Raw genomic sequence first — 21,986 nt, forward strand, 5'->3', positions numbered from 1 at the left:
CGACAGTTACGGAACACTGCCGACGACCACCCTCGACCCAGAGCTGGAGCCCATGTCATCGACGACGCGCGATCCCGCCCGTTTCGCCGCACTCACCGCGGAGCTCGGCATCTGCTTCGGCGGTGATTACAACCCCGAGCAGTGGCCCCGCGAGGTGTGGGCCGAAGACGTCGCGCTCATGCGCGCGGCCGGCGTCAACCTCGTCACGGTGGGCGTGTTCAGCTGGGCCGTGATCGAGCCCGAGCCGGGTGCGCGCGAGTTCGGCTGGCTCGACGAGATCCTCGGCCTGCTCCACGACGCCGGCATCTCCGTCGACCTCGCCACTCCCACCGCCTCCCCGCCGCCGTGGCTGGGCGCGCAGCATCCCGACACCCTCCCCGTCGACCGCGACGGCGTGCGGCTCGTGCCGGGCTCCCGCAACCAGTTCACCCCGGCCTCGCGCGTGTACCGCGAGCACGCGCTGGCGATCACCCGCGACCTCGCGGCGCGGTACGCGCAACACCCCGCTGTGCGCATGTGGCACGTGGGCAACGAGTACGGGCAGCTTGACTACGGCCCCGAGGCCGAGCGCGAGTTCCGGCTCTGGCTGCGTGCGCGCTACGGCACGATCGAGACGCTCAACGAGGCGTGGGGCACCACGTTCTGGTCGCAGCACTACAGCGACTTCGACGAGATCACCCCGCCGCGTCGCATGCCCTACGTCGTCAATCCGACGCAGGCCGTCGACTTTCGCCGCTACACGTCCGACCAGCTGCGCGCCTGCTATCGCGAGCTGCGCGACGCTATCCGCGCGGCGGGGGCGACGCAGCCGATCACGACGAACTTCATGGGCTTCTTCCCCCACGCCGATTACCGCTCGTGGGCCGATGACGTCGACGTGATCGCCGACGACCAGTACCCCGATCCGGCATCGCCGACCTCGCCCGCCGACATCGCGCTCGTGCAAGACCTCATGCGGTCCCTGGGCGGCGGACGGCCCTGGCTGCTCATGGAGCAGGCGGTCAGCGCCGTCTCGTGGCGCCCGCACAACCCGCCCAAGTCTCCGGCGCGCGCCCGCCTCGACTCGCTGCAGGCGGTGGCGCGCGGCGCCGACGGCATCTGCTTCTTCCAGTGGCGGCAGTCGCGGGCCGGCGCCGAGCGCTTCCACTCGGCGATGCTCCCGCATGCAGGTGCCGACACCGAGGTGTTCCGCGGCGTCGTGCGCCAGGGCGCCGACCTGGCCCGGCTGCGCCCGGTCGTGGGCGCCCGGATCGACGCGCCGGTCGCCATCGTCTTCGACTGGGCGTCGTGGTGGGCCTCATCCGAGCCCGCGCTGCCCACCGAGCGGCACGACACCGTCGCCGAGATCACCCGCTGGTACCGCGCACTGTGGCGTCGCGGGCTCGCGGCCGACCTCGTGGCGCCGGGCGCCGACGTGTCGGCATACCCGCTGGTGCTCGTGCCGCACGCGTATGTGATCGAGCCGGATGCCGCAGCAGCCCTCACCGCCGCGGCCAACGCCGGTGCGCAGGTGGTGATCGGCACGTTCAGCGGTGTGTCCGACGACAACGGGCACGTGCGCACCGGACGCTCACCCGCGCTGCTGCGCGAGCTGATCGGCGCGAGCGGCGAGGAGTGGTGCGCGATCGGTGATGTGCGTCTCGACGGCTACTCCGACGCCACCGCCTCGACGCTCGGCGAGCGGCTGCGCAGCGACGGCGCCGAAGTGCGTGCGACGTATGCGTCGGGGCCCCTGGCCGGTCTGCCCGCCGTCACCCGCAACGCTCGCGGCACGGGGGCGGCGTGGTATCTGGGAGCCGTCGTGGACGATGTGACCCTGGATGCCGTGCTCGGCGAGGCCGCGGCATCCCTCCCGCGTCCCGTTCCCGGCGTGAGCACGCTGCCCACAGGGGTCGAGGCCGTGCGCCGCGGCGACGCCCTCTTCCTCCTCAACCACGGCGAGCAGGCCGTGCAGGTGCCGGTGCCGCCGGGCCTGGTGGACCTGCTCACCGGCGAAGAGACCGAATCCGTCGTGGCCGTCGCGCCCGACGATGCACGAGTGCTGATCGAAAGGCAGGACCGGTGAAGTTCACCGATGGCTACTGGCTGACCAAGCCGACCCTCACACCGCTGTACGCGGTCGAGGTCGATGACATCCGCATCGACGAGACCGCGGGCACCTTGACCGTGTACGCGCCCACCGCGAAGATCCGCGACCGGGGCGACACGCTGAACCGCCCGATGCTGACCGTGCAGTTCTCGTCGCCCGCGCCCGGGGTGGTCAAGGTTCACCTCGACCATCACGCCGGCGGCGTGCATCCCGGTCCCGACTTCACCGTGCACGACGAGCCCGGATACCGCCCGACGCTGCGCGTGGACGACGAATACGGCGTGCTCGAGGCGGGGCCGCTCAGCGTGCGGGTGGCGCGCTCGGGCGCGTGGCAGGTCGACTTCGTCGAGGAGGGCGGTCGGGTGCTCACCCGCTCGCTGCCGCGGTCGATCGGCCACATGACCGGAACAGGTGAGCTGCGCACCCCCATCGCCCCGACGTGGGTGCATCAGCAGCTGAGCATCGAGCCCGGCGAGCGCATCTACGGGCTCGGTGAGCGGTTCGGTGCCTTCGTGAAGAACGGGCAGACCGTCGACAGCTGGAACGAAGACGGCGGCACCTCCAGCGAGCAGTCGTACAAGAACGTGCCGTTCTACGTCTCCAGCCGCGGCTACGGCGTGTTCGTCGACGACCCGGGGCGCGTCTCGTTCGAGGTCGGCAGCGAAGTCAACTCGCGCGTGCAGTTCTCGGTGCCGGGGGAGGAGCTCGACTACTACGTCATCGCCGGGCCCGAGCCCAAAGACGTGCTGCGCCGCTACACCGCGCTGACCGGGCGCCCCGCGCGCGTGCCGGCGTGGTCGTTCGGCCTGTGGCTTACGACCTCATTCACCGCGAGCTATGACGAGAAGACCGTCACCGGCTTCATCGAGGGCATGGCCGAGCGCCACCTGCCGCTGAGCGTGTTCCACTTCGACTGCTTCTGGATGCGCGAGTACCAGTGGGTCGACTTCACCTGGGACGAGCGGGCGTTCCCCGACCCCGACGGGCAGCTGCGCCGCCTGCACGAACGCGGGCTCAAGGTCTCGGCCTGGATCAACCCCTACATCGCGCAGCGCTCGCCGCTGTTCGCCGAGGCGGCCTCGAAGGGCTACCTGCTGCGCCGCACCGACGGCAGCGTCTGGCAGTGGGACATGTGGCAGGCCGGCATGGGCATCGTCGACTTCACCAACCCCGAGGCGGCCGACTGGTACGTCGCGCACCTCGAACGGCTCATGGAGCAGGGCGTCGACAGCTTCAAGACCGACTTCGGTGAGCGCATCCCCGTCGAGGGCGTGGCCTGGCACGACGGCTCAGACCCCGAGCGCATGCACAACTACTATCCGTGGCTGTACAACGAGACCGTGTTCCGCGCGCTCGAGCGTCGTCGGGGCGCCGGTGACGCGGTCGTCTTCGCCCGGTCGGCGACCGCCGGCACGCAGCAGTTCCCCGTGCACTGGGGCGGCGACAGCGACTCGACCTTCCTGTCGATGGCCGAGACCCTGCGCGGCGGCCTGTCGCTGGCGATGAGCGGCTTCGGCTATTGGAGCCACGACATCGGCGGCTTCGAGGGCACCCCCGATGCGGGCCTGTTCAAGCGCTGGGTGGCATTCGGACTGCTTTCTTCGCACTCGCGCCTGCACGGCTCGTCATCACTGCGTGTGCCGTGGGAGTTCGACGAGGAGGCCGTCGAGGTCACCCGCCTGTTCACGAACCTGAAGCTCCGCCTCATGCCGTACCTGGCCCGGGTCGCCGAAGAGGCGCACACCGACGGCATCCCGATGATGCGACCGATGGTGCTGGAGTTCCCGGACGACCGCTCGGGCTTCGACGCCGACACGCAGTACATGCTCGGCGACGCGCTGCTGGTGGCTCCTGTCTTCGACGCCGACGGTCACGCCGAGTACTACGTGCCCGAGGGTGAGTGGGCGTCGCTCCTGCACGGCGATGTGGCGAGTGGATGCCGCTGGCTGACTGAGACGCACGGCTACGACTCCCTCCCGCTGCGGGTACGCCCCGGTACGGTGCTGCCGTGGGGTGCGGTCGACGACCGGCCCGACTATGAGTGGGCCGACGGCGTCACGCTGCGCTGCTTCGCGCTGCCCGACGGGTTCGATCAGACGATCACCGTGCCCGGGTACGAAGGCCCGGCGACCACCTTCCGCGTGTGCCGCACCGGCGAGACCATCACCGCCACCACCGACGATGCGCGCGCCGCCTGGTCGCTGCAGGTCGGCGAGAAGACCGTGTCGGCCCCCGTCGCCGGCGAACTGACGATCACGATCCAGGAGAGCGCCCGATGACCGACGAACTGTTCCGCGACATCCACGCCCCGCTGCCCGACCGTGCCCGCGACCTGTTGGGCAGGCTCTCGCCTGACGAGCGCATCGCCATGCTGCACCAGAGGCAGCCAGCGATCGAACGGCTCGGCATGGCCGAGTTCCACACCGGCTGTGAGGCGCTGCACGGCGTCGCCTGGCTCGGCCGCGCCACCGTGTTCCCGCAGCCGGTCGGCATGGCCGCGACCTGGAACACCGAACTGCTGCGTCGCATCGGCGATGTGACCGGCACCGAGGTGCGCGCCAAGCACGCCGAGAACCCGCTGGTGAGCCTGAACGTGTGGGCGCCGGTGGTCAACACGCTGCGTCACCCGGGATGGGGCCGCAACGAAGAGGGCTACAGCGAAGACCCGCACGTCACCGCGCACTTCGGCGCGGCCTACGCGCGCGGCATGCGCGGCGACCACGAGCGGGTGTGGAAGACCGTGCCGACGCTCAAGCACTTCCTCGCCTACGACAACGAGACCGACCGGTCGACCACGTCGTCCGAGATGTCGCTGCGCACCCTGCACGAAGAAGAGCTGGCAGCCTTCCGCGAGCCGCTCGAGACGCAGGCCGCAGGCGCGATCATGCTCGCGTACAACCGGGTCAACGGCATCCCCGCCCACACCCAGCCCGAACTGGTGGGCGAGGCGCGCACGTGGAGTGACGAGTCGATCGCCGTCGTGTCGGATGCCGGGGCGCCGACCTTCGTCGTGTCGCTGCAGCACGCGCAGCCCGACCACGCGCACGGCGCGGCTGCGCTCATCCGTGGCGGGATGGACTCGTTCACCGACCACGACGCCGACGCGAACCCGACGATCACACACGTGCGCGAGGCGCTCGAGCAGGGGCTGCTGACGACCGACGACATCGACCAGGCCGTGCTGCGCCTGCTCGAGCTGCGGCTGCGCACGGGCGAGTTCGACGGGGCCGACGACCCCTTCGGCACGATCGGTGCCGACGCGATCGACGCGCCCGGAGCCCGCGACCTGGCCCGCGAGGCCGTCGCCCGCTCGGTCGTCGTGCTGCGCAACGACGCCGCGGTGCTGCCGCTGGCCGAGCCCACGCGTGTCGCGGTGGTGGGACCCATGGCCGACGCCGTGCTCACCGACTGGTACGCGGGCACCCCGCCGTACTCCGTCGGCATCGCGCAGGGCTTCGCCGACCGGTATCCGCACGCGCAGGTGACCACGGTGACCGGTGCCGACACCGTCGTGCTGACGGCGCCCGACGGCGGCTACGTCGCCGCGAACGCCGACGGCTCGGTCGTCGACACCTCGGGGACCACAGCGGATGCCGCTTCCCTCTGGGACGTCACGGACTGGGGCGACGGCATCCTGACCCTCCGTTCACAGGCGAGCGACAAGCTGCTCACCGGGGGCACCTGGCCGATGCACGCCGATGCCGACCGCGTCGGCGGCTGGGTCGTGCAGGAGAGCTTCCGCGCCCACGTGCACACCGACGGCAGCTGGTCGCTGCTGCACATCGGCTCGGGGCGTTGGGTGCGGGTGGCCCTCGGCGGCGGGCTGCTGCTGGCCGAGGCGCGTACGGTCGCCGACGCCACCCGCTTCGGCGTGCGCGTGGTGCGCTCGGGCGCGCAGGCGGTGGCGGATGCCGCGGCCGCAGCCGACGCCGTGATCGTCGCTGTCGGCAACGACCCGCACCTGTCGGGCCGCGAGACCGAAGACCGCCCGCACCTGTATCTGCCGGCGTCGGCGGTGAGTGTGTGGCGGGCGGCGCGCGAGGCCAACCCGCGCAGCGTGCTGACGATCGTCTCGAGTTTTCCGTACGTGCTCGGCCCCGGCGTCGCCGAAGCCGAGACCGTCGTGTGGACAAGCCACGGTGGGCAGGAGCTCGGCCACGGCGTCGCCGACGTGCTCAGCGGCGACCGCGAGCCCGAGGGGCGTTTGGCCCAGTCGTGGCCGGCCGACCCCGCCCAGGCCGGCGACCTGTTCGACTACGACACGCTGCGCCAGCAGGCCACCTACCGGCACCAGCCCGCGCCGTACGCCTTCGCGTTCGGGCACGGGCTGGGATATACGACCGTGGAATACGAGTCGGTGACGGTGGATGCCGCGTCCGTCGATGCGCCCGCGCCGACGCTGCGGCATCCCCTGTTCGCGCCGCGGGGCGACGAGCAGGTGGTCACCGCGACCGTGCGCCTGCGGAACACGGGGTCGCGCGCGGCCGAGGAGCTCGTGCAGCTCTACTCGGTGTCCTCGGGCTTCGGCATCCCGACCCCGCGGCGCCTGCTCGTCGCCTACGAGCGCGTGCGGCTCGAGCCCGGTGAGGCCCGTGACGTGTCGCTGCGGTTCGCCGTCGAGCGGCTCGCCGTGTGGGACGACGCTGCGCGGGTTTCGGGAGCGGTTGATGACGGGCTGCACGCCGGCGCGCTGCGCGTACAGCCCGGCACGTACCGCCTCGCGGCCGGCCCGTCGGCCGACGCGCTGCCGGTCTCGGTGGACCTGACCGTGCGCTGACGCAGCGCGCCCCGCTCGCGGGCCACCGCGGGCGGTGAGAGTGCAACTGGTGGACGAGAGATAGGGAAGCAACCGCTTCCTCGTCCACCCGCTGCACCCTCACGGGTTCAGGGGGAGGGTCCGTGGGGCGGGATGCTGCGGGCTCAGGCGCCGACGGCGGCCAGGACGAGGCCGGTCGGGATGCTGACGGCCAGGATCACCGCGACAGCCCGGAACCCCCACAGCAGCACCGGATGCGCGGGCGCTCCTCGTCGGGTCGCGATGATGATGAGCACGAGCGCGATGACCAGCAGCGCTCCGCCGGTGAAGGTGAGGGCGAGCACACCCGTCAGCTGTCCGGCGAGCACGCCGAGGCTGCCGACGTTGAACAGCACGAACGCGGGCCAGACCAGGGCCGTCCGCGCGTGCTGCGCGAGCCAGCCCAGCGCGGCGCCCAGCACAGCCTGCGCGACGCCGCCGACCAGCACGATGTACGCGGTCGCCCAGGCGGTCTTCTGCGTGGTGACGTATGCGGTGGCCGCGGCCAGCACGCCACCCGCGATCACGTAGACCGCCGCCGCCACGAAGAACGGGAGCGCCCGGCGCAGTGCACCGGACGCCCCCGTCATCTCGAGCTTCTCGCTCACACCAGGATCCGCAGGGGCTCGGTGAGCAGGTCGGTCAGATCCTTGAGGAAGGCAGCGGCCCCGGCTCCGTCGAGCACCCGGTGGTCGACCGTGATGGTCAGCCGTGTGCGCGGGCGGATCTTCACCTCGCCGTCGACGACGACCGCCTCGTCAGCGGTGCCGCCCACGGCCACGATGATGGCCTCGGGCGGGTTGATGACCGCGGTGAACTGGTCGACCCCGAACATGCCGAGGTTCGACACCGAGATCGTGCCGCCGCTCATCTCATCGAGCTTGAGTCGACCGGCACGGGCGCGGGTGGCAAGGTCCTTCACCTCGGCACCGATCGCCGTGACCGACTTCTTGTCGGCATCCTTCACGACCGGCACGACCAGCCCGTCGTCGAGGGCGACGGCCACACCGACGTTCACGTGCTTGTGCTGCAGGATCGCATCGCCGCCGAACGAGGCGTTCGCCTCGGGGTGCAGCGCGAGAGCAACGGCCACCGCACGCACGATCAGGTCGTTCACGCTCACCTTCACGCCCGCATCGGCCAGGCGCGTGTTGATGTCGCGGCGCACCTCGGTCAGCCGCGACGCGTCGACCACGCTGGTCAGCTGGAACACCGGAACCAGCGCCGCCTCGGTCAGCCGGCGCGCGGTCACCTTGCGGATCTGCGACATCGGCACGACTTCGTCATCGGGCTGCGGGGTGCCGACGGGAGCGGCGGATGCCGCGGCCGGGGCCGCCTGCGGCTCGGGCGCGGTGGGCGCGGCCGGTGCGGCGGCGGGCTTGGAGCCCGAGCCGATCAGCTGTTCGATGTCGGCGCGCACGATCCGGCCGCTGGGGCCCGATCCGGTCACCGTCGCCAGGTCGATGCCGTGCGTCCGCGCAAGCGAGCGCACGAGCGGCGTGGCCTTGATCTTCGATCCGGATGCCGCGGGCGCTTCGCTCTCGTCGGCGGGCGTCTGTGCCGTCTCGGCCGGCTTCGCCTGGGCGGTCTCGGCGGGCGCTTCCCCGGCCTCCGCGGCTTCGGCAGGCGCAGCGGCTTCGCCGGTCGGGGCCTCCTCGTCGGCCGCCTCGGCTGGTGCGGCCTCGGGCTCTGCCGACGGCGCGGCCGCGGCATCCCCCGCTCCGTCCGACGAACCCGCGCCCGACCCGTCGCCGATCACGGCGATCGGGGCGCCGATGGCGACGTTCTCGCCCGGCTGCACCAGGATCTTCTCCAGCACGCCGCCCTCGTAGGCCTCAAGGTCCATCACGGCCTTGTCGGTCTCGATCTCGGCGATCACGTCACCGCGCTTCACGGTGTCGCCTTCGGACTTGAGCCACTGGGCGATGGCGCCCTCGGTCATGGTGTCCGACAGGCGCGGCATGAACACGTCAGTCATGGTCCACGGTCCCCCTTCTAGCGCGCGAACCGCGTCGCATCGAGCTGTTCGTTGATGACGCGGATGAGCGCGTCGGCGTCCGGCAGAGCGATCTTCTCCAGCGACTTCGCGTAGGGCAGCGGAATCTCCGCGGCGGCCACGCGACGCACTGGAGCGTCAAGGTAGTCGAACGCCCCCTCCTGGATCGACGCGGCGATCTCCGCACCGATCCCGTAGGTGAGCCAGTCGTCTTCGAGCACGACGGCCTTGCCGGTCTTCATGACCGAGCGGCACACCGTCTCGCGGTCGAGCGGCCGCAGGCTGCACAGGTCGACGACCTCGACCGAGATGCCCTGCGGCTTCAAGCGCTGCGCGACGTCGGCGGCGATGACCGCCGCACGCGAGTAGCTGACGACAGTGATGTCGGTGCCGGGCACGATGACCTTCGCCTTGCCGAACTCGGCGACCTGTTCGCCCTCGGGCACGACACCCTTGGTGTTGTACAGCGACAGGTTCTCGAGCAGCAGCACCGGGTCGTCGTCGCGGATCGCCGCGGTCAGCATGGCCTTGGCGTCGGCGGGCGTCGAGGGCGCCAGCACCTTGAGCCCCGGCACGCTCGCGTACCAGGCCTCGATGTTCTGCGAGTGCGTCGCCGCCAGCTGCTGGCCGCCGCCGCCGGGCGTGCGGATCACCATCGGCACCGACGTCTGACCGCCGAACATGCCGTAGATCTTCGCCGCGTGGTTGACGATCTGGTCGATCGCTATCAGCGAGAAGTTCAGGGTCATGATCTCGACGACCGGGCGCATGCCCAGCATGGCCGCGCCGATCGCAGCTCCCACGAAGCCCTCTTCGGCGATGGGGGTGTCGCGCACCCGCTCGGGGCCGAACTCCTTGAGCATGCCCGCGGTGATCTTGTACGACCCCTCGAACTTGCCGATCTCCTCGCCGAGCAGAAAGACGTTCTCGTCGCGCAGCATCTCGCTGCGCAGCGTGTCGTGCAGCGCCTGACGGTAGGTGATCTCGGGGGCGGATGCCGCCTGCTTGTCTGCGTTCTCAGCCATGGGCGTCACGCCTCCTTTCCTGCGCCGACCGGCTCTTTATCCCACCCGACCGGCAGTACCGGGTCACCCGGCATGAGCCGCGACGCGTTGGGGACGTCGGTCGCATACGTGAAGTCGAACAGCGTCGAGGTGGCCGGCTCAGGGCTGGCGTCGGCGAACGCTATGGCGTCGGCGACCTCCTTCGCGGCGTCGCCCTCGATCTTCTCGGCGGCCTTCTCGTCGAGCACGCCGTCGGCGATCAGCTGCTCGCGGTACGGCGGCAGCGGGTCGTGCTCCTTGAGCTCGGCGACCTCTTCCTTGGTGCGGTACCGCGCCGGGTCGACCACGGAGTGGCCGCGCAGGCGGTACGACATGACCTCGAGGATGCCGGGCTGGCGGTTCTCGCGGGCGTCGTTCAGCATCTCCTCGGCGGCCTGACGGACGACCTCGGGGTCGCTGCCGTCGACGCGGCGACCGGGGATGCGATACGAGCAGCCGCGCTTGTAGAGCTCGGGCTCACCCGATGCGGCCTCGACGGTCGTGGCCATGCCCAGACCGTTGTTGATGATCACGTACACGATCGGCAGCTTCCAGATCGCCGCGATGTTCAGCGCCTCGTGGAATGCGCCGATGTTCGTGGTGCCGTCGCCCATCTGGCACATCACAGCGTCGGAGTCGGACCCCGGCTTCTGCTGCAGTGTGATCGCGAGGGCGGCGCCCGTCGCCGGAGGGATCTGCCCGCCGACGATGCCGTAGCCGCCGAGCATGCGCTTGGACGCGTCGTACATGTGCATCGAGCCGCCCAGGCCCTTCGAGACGCCGTCGGTGCGGCCAAAGAGCTCGGCCATCACACGGTCGGCGCCCATTCCGCGGGCGATCGCGTAGCCATGGTCACGGTAGTTCGTGAACAGGTAGTCGTTGGAGCGCAGCGCGGTCATCAGCCCCACGACCGTCGGCTCCTCGCCGAGGTTCAGGTGGCAGTAGCCGCCGATCTTCGCACGCTGGTACATCTCGCCCGCGCGCTGCTCGAACTCGCGGATGAGCGCCATCTCACGGTAGTAGTCGACGCGGGTTGCGGCATCCACCCCCGTGCTCTTCTCTGCAGGGGATGTCTTCGCGCCCGTCGTCTTCTTGGCGGGTGCCTTCGTCCTTCCTGTCGTCGTCTTCGCGCTGTCCGCGCGCGCGGAGCCGCTTGAGGCGGCCTTCTTCTCGCGCTGCGGATCCTGCGTTCGTCCGGCCATTGTCGAATCCCTTTCACCGAACAACGCGGTTTGTGACCGCGTGCCTCGTCAGGGACCGGGGGGTTGCTCCTGCAGCCCGAACCGATCCTCGCTTCCGCCGCATTTCGGGCACACCAGCGGCGGGTGCGCGCCGCGGACGGTTTCTCCGCAGACGCCGCACGCCCATTCCAGCACTCGGCCGACCAGGTCGTGCCGGCTGAGTATTCCGACCAGACGGCCGGAGGAAAGAACCGGGACACGGCGGATGCCCGAACCCACGAGGATCCGTCGCACCTGCTCGATATCGGTGTCGGTCGTGACGCTGATCACGGCGGTCGTCATGACGTCCTGCGCCGTGCGTCCGCCGCGCGTGAGCATGTCGAGTTCGCTGACCAGTCCCAGCACCGCACCCGACGCGTCGACGACGGGCACCGCACTGATGCGCGACGACGTGAGTGTGTCGGCGATGCGCGTGACCGGAGTGTCGGGGGTGACCGTCACCACCGGTGCGGTCATCACCTGACCGGCCGTGATTCCCGCTGCCGCACCTGCTCGTGGCTCCATGACCTCACCTCTTGTCCCTGCATCGCAGATTATCAGTCTTGGGAGCCCTCTCGGTTGCCTTCGGCCGTGCGTAACCCGGGCCGGCCCGTGCAGCGACCCGGAGGGTGCAGCTGGTCGACGAGGAAGCGGTTGCTTCCCTCTCTCTCGTCCACCCGCTGCATGCTCACCCGGTGATGAGGGCGGATGCGGCATCCCGAATCATCCTCGGGATGTACACCGGACGCGACTTGCGGGCGATGTGAGGGGTGGATGCCGCTCCGTACCGTCGATGACATGGAGATCACATCGACCGACCTGGGGCTTGCTGCCCGGGTGCAGCAACTCACCAAGACCTACGGCGCGGGCGAGGGGGCGGTGCGCGCCCTCGACGGCGTGACCGTCGGAATCCGCCGCGGCGAGTTCACCGCGATCATGGGGCCGTCGGGTTCGGGCAAGTCGACCCTGATGCACATCTTCGCGGGGCTGGATGCCCCGACCGCCGGCCACGTGTGGATCGGCGACACCGAGATCACGGGGCTCAGCGACCTCGAACTGACCGTGCTGCGGCGGCGCCGCGTGGGCTTCGTCTTCCAGGCGTTCAATCTCGTGCCCACGCTGGACGTGATGGGCAACATCCTGCTGCCGTTCGACCTCGACGGTCGGCAGCCGACCGTGCTCGAGCGGTCGCGGATCGACGGCCTGATCGCCTCGCTCGGGCTCGGCGATCGGCTGCGGCACCGCCCCCATGAGCTGTCGGGCGGGCAGCAGCAGCGCGTCGCGATCGCCCGCGCGCTGGCCACGGCGCCCGATCTGGTGTTCGCCGATGAGCCGACCGGCAACCTCGACTCGCGCACGAGCCGCGAGGTGCTCGCGCTGCTGCGCGCGGCCAGCGCCGAGCACGGCCAGTCGATCGCCATGGTCACGCACGACCCGATCGCCGCCTCGCACGCCGATCGGGTGCTGTTCCTCGGTGACGGGCGCATCGTCGCCGACAAGCCGCGGCAGAGCGCCGAGCAGATCTCGACGTACATGCTGGCCGCCGAGCAGGACGTGGCGCGGGATGCCGGGGTGACGGCATGAATGCACGGCACTGGCTCCGCAAGCGGGGGATGGGCGCCAGCATCCTCGTCTCCGCCATATCGACCGCGTTCGGCGTGGTGCTCATCTCGGCGACGGGATACATCGGTGCGATGCTGAAGGCCGACCCGGCCCTGGGCGACAGCGGCACGCTCGCGTTCGTGATGAGCTTCATCACCTTCGTGCTCGTCGGGCTGGCGGTGTACGTCGCCGCGATCGTGACGGCGAACACATTCGCGACCGTCGTCGCCGGCCGGACCCGACAGATAGCGCTGCTGCGCCTGATCGGCGCCTCGGCGAGGTCGCAACGGGCGGCCGTGGCGCGGCAGGGGCTCGTCGTCGGTGCGATCGGCGCCGGCATCGGGCTGGTAGCGGGCGTCCTCGGCTCGGTCGCCGGCATCGCGGTGCTCGCGCGGCTGCTGGGTATTCAGGGCGTGGGCTATGAGGTGCTGCAGCCGGCGCTGCTCGCGCCCGCGGTGATCGTGGCGCTCACGACCTGGGCCGCGGCATGGGCGGGCTCGCGGCGGGTGCTGACTGTGACGCCGCTGCAGGCGCTGGGCTCGTCGAACGAGTCGAGCCGCGAAGAGGTCGTGCAGCGCACCGGACGCAATGTGACCGCGGTCGTGCTGGTGGCGATCGGCGTCGGGCTGCTGGCCGGGGGCATTGCGCTCGGGCTGATCAGCCCGCTCGGGGTGGCTGTGGCCTTCTTCGGAGGAGTGCTCTCGTTCACGGGCATCGCGGTGGGGGCCGCGCTGTTCATGCCGCCGCTCCTGCGGGCCACGGGGCGGATGTTCGGCCGCTCCGCCGTGGCCCGCCTCGCGTCGGAGAACGCGCTGCGGTACCCCGAGCGCTCGAGCCGCATGGCGATCGGCGTCGTGATCGGCGTGACGCTCGTGACGATGTTCGCGGTCGCGATGGAGTCGGCGAAGGTCGTCTTCACCAAGGCCGCCGGTGGCACCCTGCCGCCCGAGCTCGCCACGCCGCTCGACGCGTTCGCGGGCATCATGATGGCGTTGGTGGGCGTCTCGGCCGTCATCGCCGCGGTCGGCCTGGTCAACCTGCTGACGCTCGGGGTGGTGCAGCGCCAGCGCGAGCTCGGGCTGCTGCGTGCTCTCGGGCTGTCGACCGGGCAGGTGCGCCGCGTCGTGCTGCTGGAGGCCGCACATGTCACGATCACGGCCGTCGTGACCGGCGTCGTGCTCGGGGTCGCCTACGGCTGGGCCGGGGCGCAGTCGCTGCTGGGGGCGGTGGCTGCGAACCCGAACCACGAGAAGGCGGGCCTCGTCTGGCCGGCGATCCCGGTGCCGGTGGTGGTGCTCATCGTGGCCGCCACCGCCGTGCTCACGCTCGTCGCCGCCGTCGTGCCGACGCGACTGGCGACCCGGGTCTCGCCGGTGGAGGCGCTCGCCGCCGCCTGAGCGGCCCTGCGCCCGCGAGGTCGTACGTATTTTCGCGAGGTCGTACGTGGTTTCGCGAGGTCGTACGTGGTTTCGCGAGGTCGTACGTGGTTTCGCAAGGTCGTACCCGCCCTCGCCGGGCGCGGAGTGGCGGGATGCCGCGGCGCGGCGTGCCAGCGTCGGGCCAGGCGGTTGACACGCCGGGCAAGCTGCCCTGCGCGACGATGCGCCGCGCCGCGACGGCGCCCGGCGCCGAGCCGAGGAGATCTCACCAGACGAGTACGGGAAGGGGCGATTCGCTACTCATCCGGTGAGATCTCCTCGTTTCGTGCGCGCAGGACGTGGCCGGTCGGGTCGTCAGGCGTGGCTGCGGGTGCGGGGTCGTGCGCCCAGGTCGGGGCGAGCGCACGGATACGCGCCTCGCGCCACTGCCACACCGTCCAGAGCGCAGGCCACAGCGCAGGCGCGGTGCGGCCGCCGATCACGAGCCGCTCGCGCCACAGCGTGCGCGTCGGGTCGTCGGGCGCGGGGCTCACCGCCATCTGGTGGTCCCAGACGTCGAGCGTCGACAGTGGACCGGTGAGGGGGATGCCGCTGTCCCGCAGGATCCGGACTCGTTGGCCGCGGTGCTCGCGCTCGCTCTCACTGACGTCGATGAGCTGAGTGCCCAGCGGAACGGGTCCCACCGCGAGGCCGATGATCGCATCGTCGCCGGGCGTCCACGACGTCGGCAGATCGTCGAGGGACGTCATGGTCACGAACGGCCCGTCGAGCTGCGCGAGCGCCGCCGGCGAGTGGAGCGCCCGCCACGCGGCATCCACATCGCAATCGATCGTGAACCTGAGGAAGACCCGCATACGGGAAGTCTCTCCCACGATGGCGCCCACGTCGACCGTAGGCTGTCGAGGTGCCGGTCTTCGATCAGTCGTTTTATCAGGTCCGCCTCGAGTGGGGCATCGACGGCCTGGCGCGCCTCGCACCGGCCGATGTCGTCGTCGTAGTCGACGTGCTACGTTTCACGACAGCGGCGACGGATGCGGCGGCTCGCGGCGAATCGTTCGCACTCGACCACAGCGGCTCGGTCAACGGCGCGCCCTTGGCGGCCGCGGCGACCGGCGCGCTCGTGCTGGCCGGCAGCCTGCGCAACGCGGGCGCGGTGGCACGCGCGATCATGGCCGAGCAGCATCGGCTCGGCGGCCGCGTGACCGTGGCCGTGCTGCCCGCGGGGGAGCGAGCCAAGGACGCCGCCGACACGATCCGTTTCGCGATCGAAGACCAGCTGGGTGCCGGCGCGATCATCGCGGCGCTCGCCGATCTCGGCATCGACCACATTTCGCCCGAGGCTGCCGTCGCCTGCGAGTCGTTCCGCGCGCTGCGCGGTGCGGTGCGGCACCTGCTGACGGCCAGCGGCTCGGGCCAAGAGCTCATCGAACGCGGACTGCGCGACGACGTCGTGCACGCGGCCGAGCTCGACGCGTCAGACGCCGTGCCGGTTCTGCGCGACGGGGCCTTCGCCCCGGTGTGATCAGTCGTGAGGACGCTGTTCTGACCGCGCGGGGCCCGGCCCCTGGGTGAGGGGGCGAGGCAAAGGGCCTTCGCTGACCGTGCGGGGCCGGTGACCGTCCGCGGGCCGTGCGGGGCCGGTGACCGTGGGGGCGCTGAGCCGCGGCATCCACTCCTCCGCCTCAGCGCGGCGTCGTCGCGGCGCGGCGTGTGGCGGCAGAGATCTCGCGGCGCGTCCAGCGGAGAAGGAAGCGCCGGTCGAAGCTACGGCAGCACCTGGCGCACGACATCTCGTGCGCCGGACGCCGGTGCCGGTACACGACGTGCCCGGCCGGGCATCGTCCGACCCAGGGCGCGAGTTCGGTGGCGGTCTCGAGCCGGTGCGTGGTGCCGCCGACGTAACCGAGCTCGAGCGCCGTCTTCTTCCACGCCGGGCCGTGCCCGGCCGCGTGCCCAGCGAGCGCGTGCGCGACCTCGTGCAGCAGCGTCTGGTGGTTGTCGTCGTCTTCGTGGCGCGCGGCCAGATATCGCGACAGCGTGATGCGTTTTCGCGTGTAGTCGCACTGCCCAGCGCGGCGTTTGGCGTTGTCGAAGCCGAACGTCCACGATTCGTCGAGGTGGAGGCTTATCAGCGCGTCTGCCCAGGCGCGCACTCGCTGAAGATCCGACATGATCACACGCTAGAACGTACCTACGACACTCACGTGTCAGACGGCGATCGATGCCGCGGCCGCACGCCGCTCCGCGGCATCCACCGCCAACAAAGTGGACTGGAGCTGGTCCTCGGGAGCCCCCGCCTGCTGGCGGAGGAACAACGCGCGCTTGAAATCGGCGCGCGCCGCGTCGAAGTCGCCGGCATCGAAGGAGACCTTGCCGCGGTGCTGGTATGCGAACGCGGCGATCGAGGGCCAGCCCTGGCCTTCGGCCTCTTCGGCGCACGGAGTCATCTCGGCGATCGCGGCGTCGTAGGAGCCGCGGAACTGCAGGATCGTGCCGTACAGAAGGCGGGCGCGCAGCAGGTCTTTGCGGGTGCCGGCCATGCGCGCCTGGCGCACTGCGGCCTTGGCGACGGTGAGGGCCTCGTCGAGCTCGTCGAGCACCTTGAGCAGCCACACGCGCTCGAGCAGCGCCGGCAGACTGCGTTGCCCGCCGATCTCTTCAAGGCGCTCGCGGCACCCGCTCGGGTCCACGATCTCGCGGAGGGTGTCGGGGTCATAACCCTCGATGTAGCTCACGGATGACTCCCTTCACGCACGGTGTCTCCAGTGTGCCCGACACCGCCTGTGTGGGCGCTCAGGGGCGCCGCGTGTCCGACGGGACGCGGCTAGCGTCGGACCCCTGATCGGGTGGAGTGGTGGATGCTGCGGCTGGGGTGTGTGTTCAGCATCCTTGTCCGTGGGGGTCTTCGGTGCAGGTGTGGGCGACCAGGGCGGTGTGGGCTTGGTAGATGTGGATGGTCTGGGTGGGGCTTGTCGCGGTGATGTAGCCGGGGACGGGTCGCCAGGTCCCGTCGCCGAAGTTGACGGCGGGTGTGTAGGCGACGGTCACCGAGGCGGTGTAGCGGCCGCGGTGTGCGTAGGCGTGGCTGGTGGCGGTGGGGGTGAACTGTGGGTCGCCGGTGGTCTGCCAGCTTTCGCCGGGGGTGCGGGTGGTGGTGTGGGTGCCGTCGCCGGGGGTGAACGTGTAGTGGTGCGGGGTGAACCGTACCGCGACGGGGAAGCCCAGGAGGGTGCCGTGGAGGGTCTGGGTGCCGGTGGCGGCGACCAGGTTGGTGGGAAGCCCGACGATCCCGACCTGGTCGGGCTCGCTGACAAGCTGCGGGGTGTCGGGGCGGAAGGAGGCCAGGTCGCTGAGCGTGACGGTCGGGATGCTGCGCACGGTGCCCGGCTCGTCGGTCTCGGGAGCGGGGGTCGGGTTGAGGGTGCAGGGGATGACGGGTGACTCACAGTCCACCGCTGTCGCATCGGGAACCTCGGGAGGATCCGGGACCGACACGTGCTGCCCGGTGCCGTTCGCAGTGTTGGTATTGCCCGCGCCCGCGCGGTGCGTCGACTCCCGATCACCCGGCGTCGTCTGGGACGCCGAAACATCGAGGGAGGTGCCGTTGTTCGATGCTTCATAGGAATTACCGAGGCCCACACCGAAGCCGCCTTCGGGCGGCGGCGGTTGGTCATCTGAGCCAACACCGGTCATTAGGAGCGTGGCCAGCAAGATGCAGGCGCTTAGGCGCATGCAGGGTCACCATCTCGGCTCGCGATTCCGGCGACAGCGAGTTGCGTGTCTGAGCCAGCCGTCGTGACGAGGCGGATCGTTACGCTGTGTACGTCACCCCGATCGGCTGAAACCAGGGAATTTCCGGATCCGTCAATCAACTCAACGTCCGACACATCCAAACAGGCGCTCAGCTTCACCTCCGAGAGGTCGGTCGTGGCCGACTGCGGCGATAGAAGAGTGATCACCGAGTCCCCAGTCATCGTCACTCCCTGGGCATGGTACGAAGTGAACACTTTCTTGTCGCTCGCGAGCGCATTCGAGGTTTCCCATTTGTAGACCTCCTCGAAGGTGGCGGGGTCACTGAAATCGATGCTGTTCCCGGCGTCCACGTAGGCCCGATAGGTCTCCTCGGCCGCTGCGAATGCTTCGTCTTCGCTGGCAAAAGCGGCGGTCTGCGTGGGTGTCGGGTCGGGCTGCGGGGCGCATCCGGCAATCAGTGCGGTGGCGCACACGAGGACGGCGGCGAGCCCGAGACGAGAAGACACAAGCCCACCGTAGCGATTCGAGGGTCCGGGCCGCCGGAGTTATCCACAGGCAGGATGCCGCGGCCCACAGCATCCACTTCTCTCCGAGACCGGCGCTGGAGAGATATGCGTTTGCCGCTGCGATTCGCATGCGCGAGCGTGAAAAACGACAGCGCGAGCGATGTCGACCGCAGCCGCGCCGCATCCCGCGCGGAACCCGCGCCTGACTAGGCTCGCTCTGTGAGTTCCGACGGTCTGCGGGTGGCGGTGCTCGGCCCAGTGACGGTCGAGGCCGAGGGCGCACGCATCGACCTCGCCGGCGCCAACACGCGGGCACTGGTGGCCGCGCTCGCGCTGGCGCCGCGCACCGCCCGCAGCGCCGACGCGCTCGCCGACGACATCTGGGGCGATGATCCGCCGAAGAATCCGCGGGCAGCTCTCCAGACCCTCGTCTCGCGTGTGCGGGCGGCTGCCGGCGCCGACGCGGTGCGCAGCATGCCGGGCGGCTACGCGCTCGGCGATGCGTCGACCGACCTGGACGAGGCAGCGAGCCTGCTCGACAACACCGTGCGCTCCCGCGCCGACGCCAGCGCCCGCGACCAAGACCCGCACACCGCCCAAGCCCACATCCGCGACCCCCTCGCCGCCCTCGACGCCGCGCACGCGCTCTGGCGGGGCGAGCCGGGCGCGGATCTCGAGCCCGCCCCGGTCGCGGCGGCGGTGCGGGATGCCGCAGCATCCCTCCGCGCCCGCCTCGACGCCGCGCGGGCCGAAGCGCTGCGCGCGGCCGGCCGGCTCGACGAGGCCGTCGAGGCGCTCCAGGCCCGCGCGGATGCGCACCCGTACGACGAGACCGCGCACCTCCAGCTGATGCGCGCCCTGGCCGACGCAGGCCGTGCGGCAGAGGCGTTGCGCGTCTTCGCGTCCCTGCGCGTGCGCCTGCGCGACGACCTGGGCGCCGATCCTGGCGAGGAGATCACGCGCGTCAACGCGACGCTGCTGCGCGGCGAGTCGCCGAAGACCACGACGCGCCTGCGCATCGGCCTGCAGGCCGCCCCCAACGCGCTGCTGGGCCGTTCCGATGACCTCGCCGCTATCGAGCGCCTGCTCACGCAGTCGCGCGTCGTGACGATCCTGGGCACCGGCGGCCTCGGCAAGACGCGCCTCGCCCAGGCGGTGGCGGCGGCATCCCCCTCTCCCGCCGTCGTGGTCGTGCCTCTGGCCGGCGTGCGCGACGACGGCGATGTCGTCCCGGCGATCGCCGGCGCTCTGGGCATCAGCGAGGCGTCGGGCGGAGGCACGCTCCCCGACCTCCGTCTGGCCCCGGCTCTGCGTGCGCGCATGCTCGCGCAGCTCGCCGAGCAGCAGACCCTGCTCGTGCTCGACAACTGCGAGCAGGTCATCGACGGTGTCGCGCGCTGGACGGCCGACGCTCTCGCCGCGGTGCCGACGCTGCGGGTGCTCACCACCAGCCGCACGCCGCTGGCCATCGCGGGCGAGGTCGTCTACCCGCTCGCGCCCCTCGCACTCGAGCACGCCGATGCCCCCGCCGTGCGACTCTTCCTCGAGCGGGCGCGGGCGGTGCGGCCCGCGGCATCCCTCTCCCTCGCCGTCGTCACCCGATTGTGCAGTCACCTCGACGGCCTGCCGCTGGCGATCGAGCTGGCCGCGGCGCGGGTGCGCACGATGACGCCCGAGCAGATCGAGCAGCGCCTGCAAGACAGGTTCGCGCTGCTGACCACCGGCGACCGCGCGGCCCCCGAGCGACACCGGACCCTCGAAGCGGTGATCGGCTGGAGCTGGGAACTGCTCGACGACCATTCGCACCGCGCGATGGCTGTGCTCTCGGTGCTGCCCGCCGGGTTCAGCGCCGACACCGCCGCGGCCGTGCTGTGCGCGCCCGCCGACGATGTGATCGAGCGGCTCGTCTCGCAGTCGCTGCTCATCGCTGCGGAACGGCCCGCGGGCCTGCGTTTTCGCATGCTCGAGACGATCCGCGAATACGCGCTGGCGCGGCTGGCCGACGATCCGGACGGCGTCGAGAAGGCGTGGGATGCTGCGGCCGACTGGGCGCGGACGTTCAGCATCGAGCAGCTCGGTCACGCCTTCGAGCTGGCCTCGCACACGAAGGTGCGTGCCGAGCACGACAACCTCATCGCGGTGTTGCGCCGCGCTATCGACCGCGGCGACGACGACACGACGATCCCGTTGTTCGCACTGCTCGCGCAGGCCTGGATGGTGCAGGGCGCGCTCACCGAGATGATGTCGTTCACCGAGGATGCCGTGGCCGCCGCTATCCGCACACCCGATGGGCGCGTGTCGGCGGACGCGCTGATCATCGTCCTGATCGTGGGCACGCTGCTGGGGCAGTTCGCACCTGGACCTGTCGCCCTGCGCTCGCTTGCGCGCGTGCGTGCGCTGCGTCGCCGGCATCCCGACCTGCAGCCGATGATCGGGGCCCTGGCCGACGCGGTCGTCCGGGTCTTCGCGGCGTGGGCCGCCCGCCAGACCGACCGGATCGAGGTGGCGCTCGAGAGCATGCGCACCGATGCCAACCCGGCAACGAGGCTGGTCGGCGAGTCGCTCGTCGCGCAGCTGGCCGAGAACGACGGGCGCCCCGACGTCGCGCTGCAGGCCGCGCTGCGCGTCGAAGAGCTCGCCGACGAGACGGGCGCCGAGTGGTTCGCGGCGATGGCGGCGGCGTCGGTCGCGGCGCTCGCCAGCCAGACCGGGCAGCCCGCGCTCGCGCTCGAGTGGCTCGATCGCGCCGATGAGGGTTACGACCGATTCGGCGCCGTCGAGCAGCAGCGGCAGCTCGTCTGGCTGCGCGCCTCGAACCTCGCGGCCCTCGGCGACGTCGCTGCGGCCCGTGCGCTCTACACGGAGCTGGCCGGCACGAGCGAGCACGCGGAGGACGGCGCCGAGATCGCCGCGATCGGTGTGTACGGCGTGGCCGAGATCGCCCGGCTCGACGGCGACCGTGAAGCCGAGGCCGCCGGCTTCGAGCGTGCGCTGACGATGTTGGATGCCGCGCTGGAGCGCGTCTCGCCGTGGCATCTCATGGCGCGGGCCGGGGCGTTGTCGGCGGTGGTGTTCGACGGGCTGATGACCGTCGCGCAGCGACGCGACTGGGCGAGGCGGCTGCGCAGCCGTACCCTCGTCACCATGCGACTGCGCAGCAATGCCACCGACCGTCCGGCGCTGGGCTCGGTGCTCGTGGGCTGGTCGGCGTGGATGATGCGGGATGCCGCAGACACCGACCGCGGGCTTGAGGCGCTGGCCCTCGGCCAGGCGCTGGGCGCCCGGCAGGACATGCACAGCCTGAGCTGGATCGAGCACGAGGCCCGCGCCGCCGAGCTGGTCGGACCCGAGCGCCTCGCCGCAGCGCAGGAGGCGGCATCCGCCCTCGACCGTGATGAGCTGTTCGCACGGGCGCTGGCCGTGCTGCGTGCCCCGGTGGCGCCCGGCGCGTGAGCGGAGCGAGACGAACGGCCGGTGATCGCTGGTCGGCCAACCCGGCCCGGCCCACACGTTCGGTCGTCACAGATGACGGTTCTCGCGCGATAAAACGGTAATCCGTGACGACTGAAAATCGGGCCATCGTTCGGTCGTCACAGATGACCA

The 21,986-nt window shown here is 71.0% G+C and carries 17 protein-coding genes; 7 read left to right on the forward strand and 10 right to left on the reverse strand.

The annotated features are described in order from the left end of the window. Nucleotides 1–52 precede the first annotated feature (52 nt). Genes PU630_RS02175 through PU630_RS02185 form a run of 3 tightly spaced genes read left to right on the forward strand, consistent with a single transcriptional unit; the run spans nucleotide 53 to nucleotide 6,866 of the window. Nucleotides 53–2,065, forward strand: coding sequence for a beta-galactosidase (locus PU630_RS02175; protein ID WP_275278721.1), 2,013 nt, complete (start codon nucleotides 53–55; stop codon nucleotides 2,063–2,065). Further along, a complete protein-coding gene (gene yicI, locus PU630_RS02180) occupies nucleotides 2,062–4,368 on the forward strand; it encodes an alpha-xylosidase (RefSeq protein ID WP_275278722.1) in 2,307 nt (768 codons plus the stop codon). The genes PU630_RS02175 and yicI overlap by 4 nt, the downstream gene beginning before the upstream one ends. Further along, a complete protein-coding gene (locus PU630_RS02185; RefSeq protein WP_275278723.1) occupies nucleotides 4,365–6,866 on the forward strand; it encodes a glycoside hydrolase family 3 protein in 2,502 nt (833 codons plus the stop codon). The genes yicI and PU630_RS02185 overlap by 4 nt, the downstream gene beginning before the upstream one ends. A 143-nt stretch (nucleotides 6,867–7,009) precedes the next feature. Here the strand turns inward: PU630_RS02185 and PU630_RS02190 are convergent, their stop codons facing one another. Genes PU630_RS02190 through PU630_RS02210 form a run of 5 tightly spaced genes read right to left on the reverse strand, consistent with a single transcriptional unit; the run spans nucleotide 7,010 to nucleotide 11,668 of the window. Continuing rightward, nucleotides 7,010–7,492 (reverse strand): hypothetical protein, encoded by a 483-nt coding sequence (locus PU630_RS02190; protein ID WP_275278724.1) that lies wholly within the window; start codon nucleotides 7,490–7,492, stop codon nucleotides 7,010–7,012. Beyond that, the gene (locus PU630_RS02195) at nucleotides 7,489–8,862 is read right to left on the reverse strand and encodes a dihydrolipoamide acetyltransferase family protein (protein ID WP_275278725.1); all 1,374 of its coding nucleotides are present in this window, start codon (nucleotides 8,860–8,862) and stop codon (nucleotides 7,489–7,491) included. Before PU630_RS02195 ends, PU630_RS02190 begins: the two co-directional genes overlap by 4 nt. Nucleotides 8,863–8,879: 17 nt before the next feature. Further along, the gene (locus PU630_RS02200; protein WP_275278726.1) at nucleotides 8,880–9,905 is read right to left on the reverse strand and encodes an alpha-ketoacid dehydrogenase subunit beta; all 1,026 of its coding nucleotides are present in this window, start codon (nucleotides 9,903–9,905) and stop codon (nucleotides 8,880–8,882) included. 5 nt (nucleotides 9,906–9,910) lie between these two features. Next, a complete protein-coding gene (locus PU630_RS02205) occupies nucleotides 9,911–11,125 on the reverse strand; it encodes a thiamine pyrophosphate-dependent enzyme (protein WP_275278727.1) in 1,215 nt (404 codons plus the stop codon). 48 nt (nucleotides 11,126–11,173) lie between these two features. Then, nucleotides 11,174–11,668 carry a CBS domain-containing protein gene (locus tag PU630_RS02210; RefSeq protein WP_275278728.1) on the reverse strand — a complete coding sequence of 165 codons (495 nt, stop codon included), beginning with the start codon at nucleotides 11,666–11,668 and terminating at the stop codon, nucleotides 11,174–11,176. 273 nt (nucleotides 11,669–11,941) lie between these two features. Here PU630_RS02210 and PU630_RS02215 point away from each other — a divergent pair, with 273 nt between their 5' ends. Both PU630_RS02215 and PU630_RS02220 read left to right on the forward strand, forming a co-directional pair. After that, on the forward strand, nucleotides 11,942–12,727 hold the full coding sequence (locus tag PU630_RS02215; protein ID WP_275278729.1) for an ABC transporter ATP-binding protein: 786 nt from the start codon (nucleotides 11,942–11,944) through the stop codon (nucleotides 12,725–12,727). Further along, nucleotides 12,724–14,142, forward strand: a complete 1,419-nt coding sequence (locus PU630_RS02220; protein WP_275278730.1) for an ABC transporter permease — start codon at nucleotides 12,724–12,726, stop codon at nucleotides 14,140–14,142. Before PU630_RS02215 ends, PU630_RS02220 begins: the two co-directional genes overlap by 4 nt. Nucleotides 14,143–14,420: 278 nt before the next feature. Here the strand turns inward: PU630_RS02220 and PU630_RS02225 are convergent, their stop codons facing one another. Beyond that, entirely contained in the window at nucleotides 14,421–14,978 is a 558-nt protein-coding gene (locus tag PU630_RS02225) for a hypothetical protein (RefSeq protein ID WP_275278731.1), read from the reverse strand. Nucleotides 14,979–15,028: 50 nt separating this feature from the next. On the opposite strand from PU630_RS02225, the gene PU630_RS02230 reads away from it, so the two are divergent. Next, the gene (locus PU630_RS02230) at nucleotides 15,029–15,646 is read left to right on the forward strand and encodes a 2-phosphosulfolactate phosphatase (protein ID WP_275278732.1); all 618 of its coding nucleotides are present in this window, start codon (nucleotides 15,029–15,031) and stop codon (nucleotides 15,644–15,646) included. Nucleotides 15,647–15,806: 160 nt separating this feature from the next. Here PU630_RS02230 and PU630_RS02235 read toward each other — a convergent pair whose 3' ends face one another. From PU630_RS02235 to PU630_RS02250, 4 genes are all read right to left on the reverse strand, one after another. Beyond that, nucleotides 15,807–16,295 (reverse strand): SprT-like domain-containing protein, encoded by a 489-nt coding sequence (locus PU630_RS02235; RefSeq protein ID WP_275278733.1) that lies wholly within the window; start codon nucleotides 16,293–16,295, stop codon nucleotides 15,807–15,809. 36 nt (nucleotides 16,296–16,331) lie between these two features. Next, nucleotides 16,332–16,859: a hypothetical protein gene (locus PU630_RS02240; protein ID WP_275278734.1), complete on the reverse strand. Its 528-nt coding sequence runs from the start codon at nucleotides 16,857–16,859 to the stop codon at nucleotides 16,332–16,334. 145 nt (nucleotides 16,860–17,004) lie between these two features. Beyond that, nucleotides 17,005–17,856 carry a hypothetical protein gene (locus tag PU630_RS02245; RefSeq protein WP_275278735.1) on the reverse strand — a complete coding sequence of 284 codons (852 nt, stop codon included), beginning with the start codon at nucleotides 17,854–17,856 and terminating at the stop codon, nucleotides 17,005–17,007. Next, a complete protein-coding gene (locus tag PU630_RS02250; protein WP_275278736.1) occupies nucleotides 17,847–18,383 on the reverse strand; it encodes a hypothetical protein in 537 nt (178 codons plus the stop codon). Before PU630_RS02250 ends, PU630_RS02245 begins: the two co-directional genes overlap by 10 nt. Before the next feature lie 219 nt (nucleotides 18,384–18,602). Here PU630_RS02250 and PU630_RS02255 point away from each other — a divergent pair, with 219 nt between their 5' ends. Continuing rightward, on the forward strand, nucleotides 18,603–21,836 hold the full coding sequence (locus tag PU630_RS02255) for an ATP-binding protein (RefSeq protein ID WP_275278737.1): 3,234 nt from the start codon (nucleotides 18,603–18,605) through the stop codon (nucleotides 21,834–21,836). The last annotated feature ends 150 nt before the right edge of the window (nucleotides 21,837–21,986 follow it).

Source organism: Microbacterium horticulturae (genome assembly GCF_029094505.1).
Taxonomy (GTDB): Bacteria; Actinomycetota; Actinomycetes; order Actinomycetales; family Microbacteriaceae; genus Microbacterium; species Microbacterium horticulturae.

Coding starts and splice junctions, on each gene's coding strand:
- PU630_RS02175 (WP_275278721.1), top strand. CDS start 53: ATGTCATCGACGACGCGCGATCCCGCCCGTTTCGCCGCACTCACCGCG.
- PU630_RS02185 (WP_275278723.1), top strand. CDS start 4,365: ATGACCGACGAACTGTTCCGCGACATCCACGCCCCGCTGCCCGACCGT.
- PU630_RS02195 (WP_275278725.1), bottom strand. CDS start 8,862: ATGACTGACGTGTTCATGCCGCGCCTGTCGGACACCATGACCGAGGGC.
- PU630_RS02200 (WP_275278726.1), bottom strand. CDS start 9,905: ATGGCTGAGAACGCAGACAAGCAGGCGGCATCCGCCCCCGAGATCACC.
- PU630_RS02205 (WP_275278727.1), bottom strand. CDS start 11,125: ATGGCCGGACGAACGCAGGATCCGCAGCGCGAGAAGAAGGCCGCCTCA.
- PU630_RS02210 (WP_275278728.1), bottom strand. CDS start 11,668: ATGGAGCCACGAGCAGGTGCGGCAGCGGGAATCACGGCCGGTCAGGTG.
- PU630_RS02215 (WP_275278729.1), top strand. CDS start 11,942: ATGGAGATCACATCGACCGACCTGGGGCTTGCTGCCCGGGTGCAGCAA.
- PU630_RS02220 (WP_275278730.1), top strand. CDS start 12,724: ATGAATGCACGGCACTGGCTCCGCAAGCGGGGGATGGGCGCCAGCATC.
- PU630_RS02225 (WP_275278731.1), bottom strand. CDS start 14,978: ATGCGGGTCTTCCTCAGGTTCACGATCGATTGCGATGTGGATGCCGCG.
- PU630_RS02235 (WP_275278733.1), bottom strand. CDS start 16,295: ATGTCGGATCTTCAGCGAGTGCGCGCCTGGGCAGACGCGCTGATAAGC.
- PU630_RS02245 (WP_275278735.1), bottom strand. CDS start 17,856: ATGCGCCTAAGCGCCTGCATCTTGCTGGCCACGCTCCTAATGACCGGT.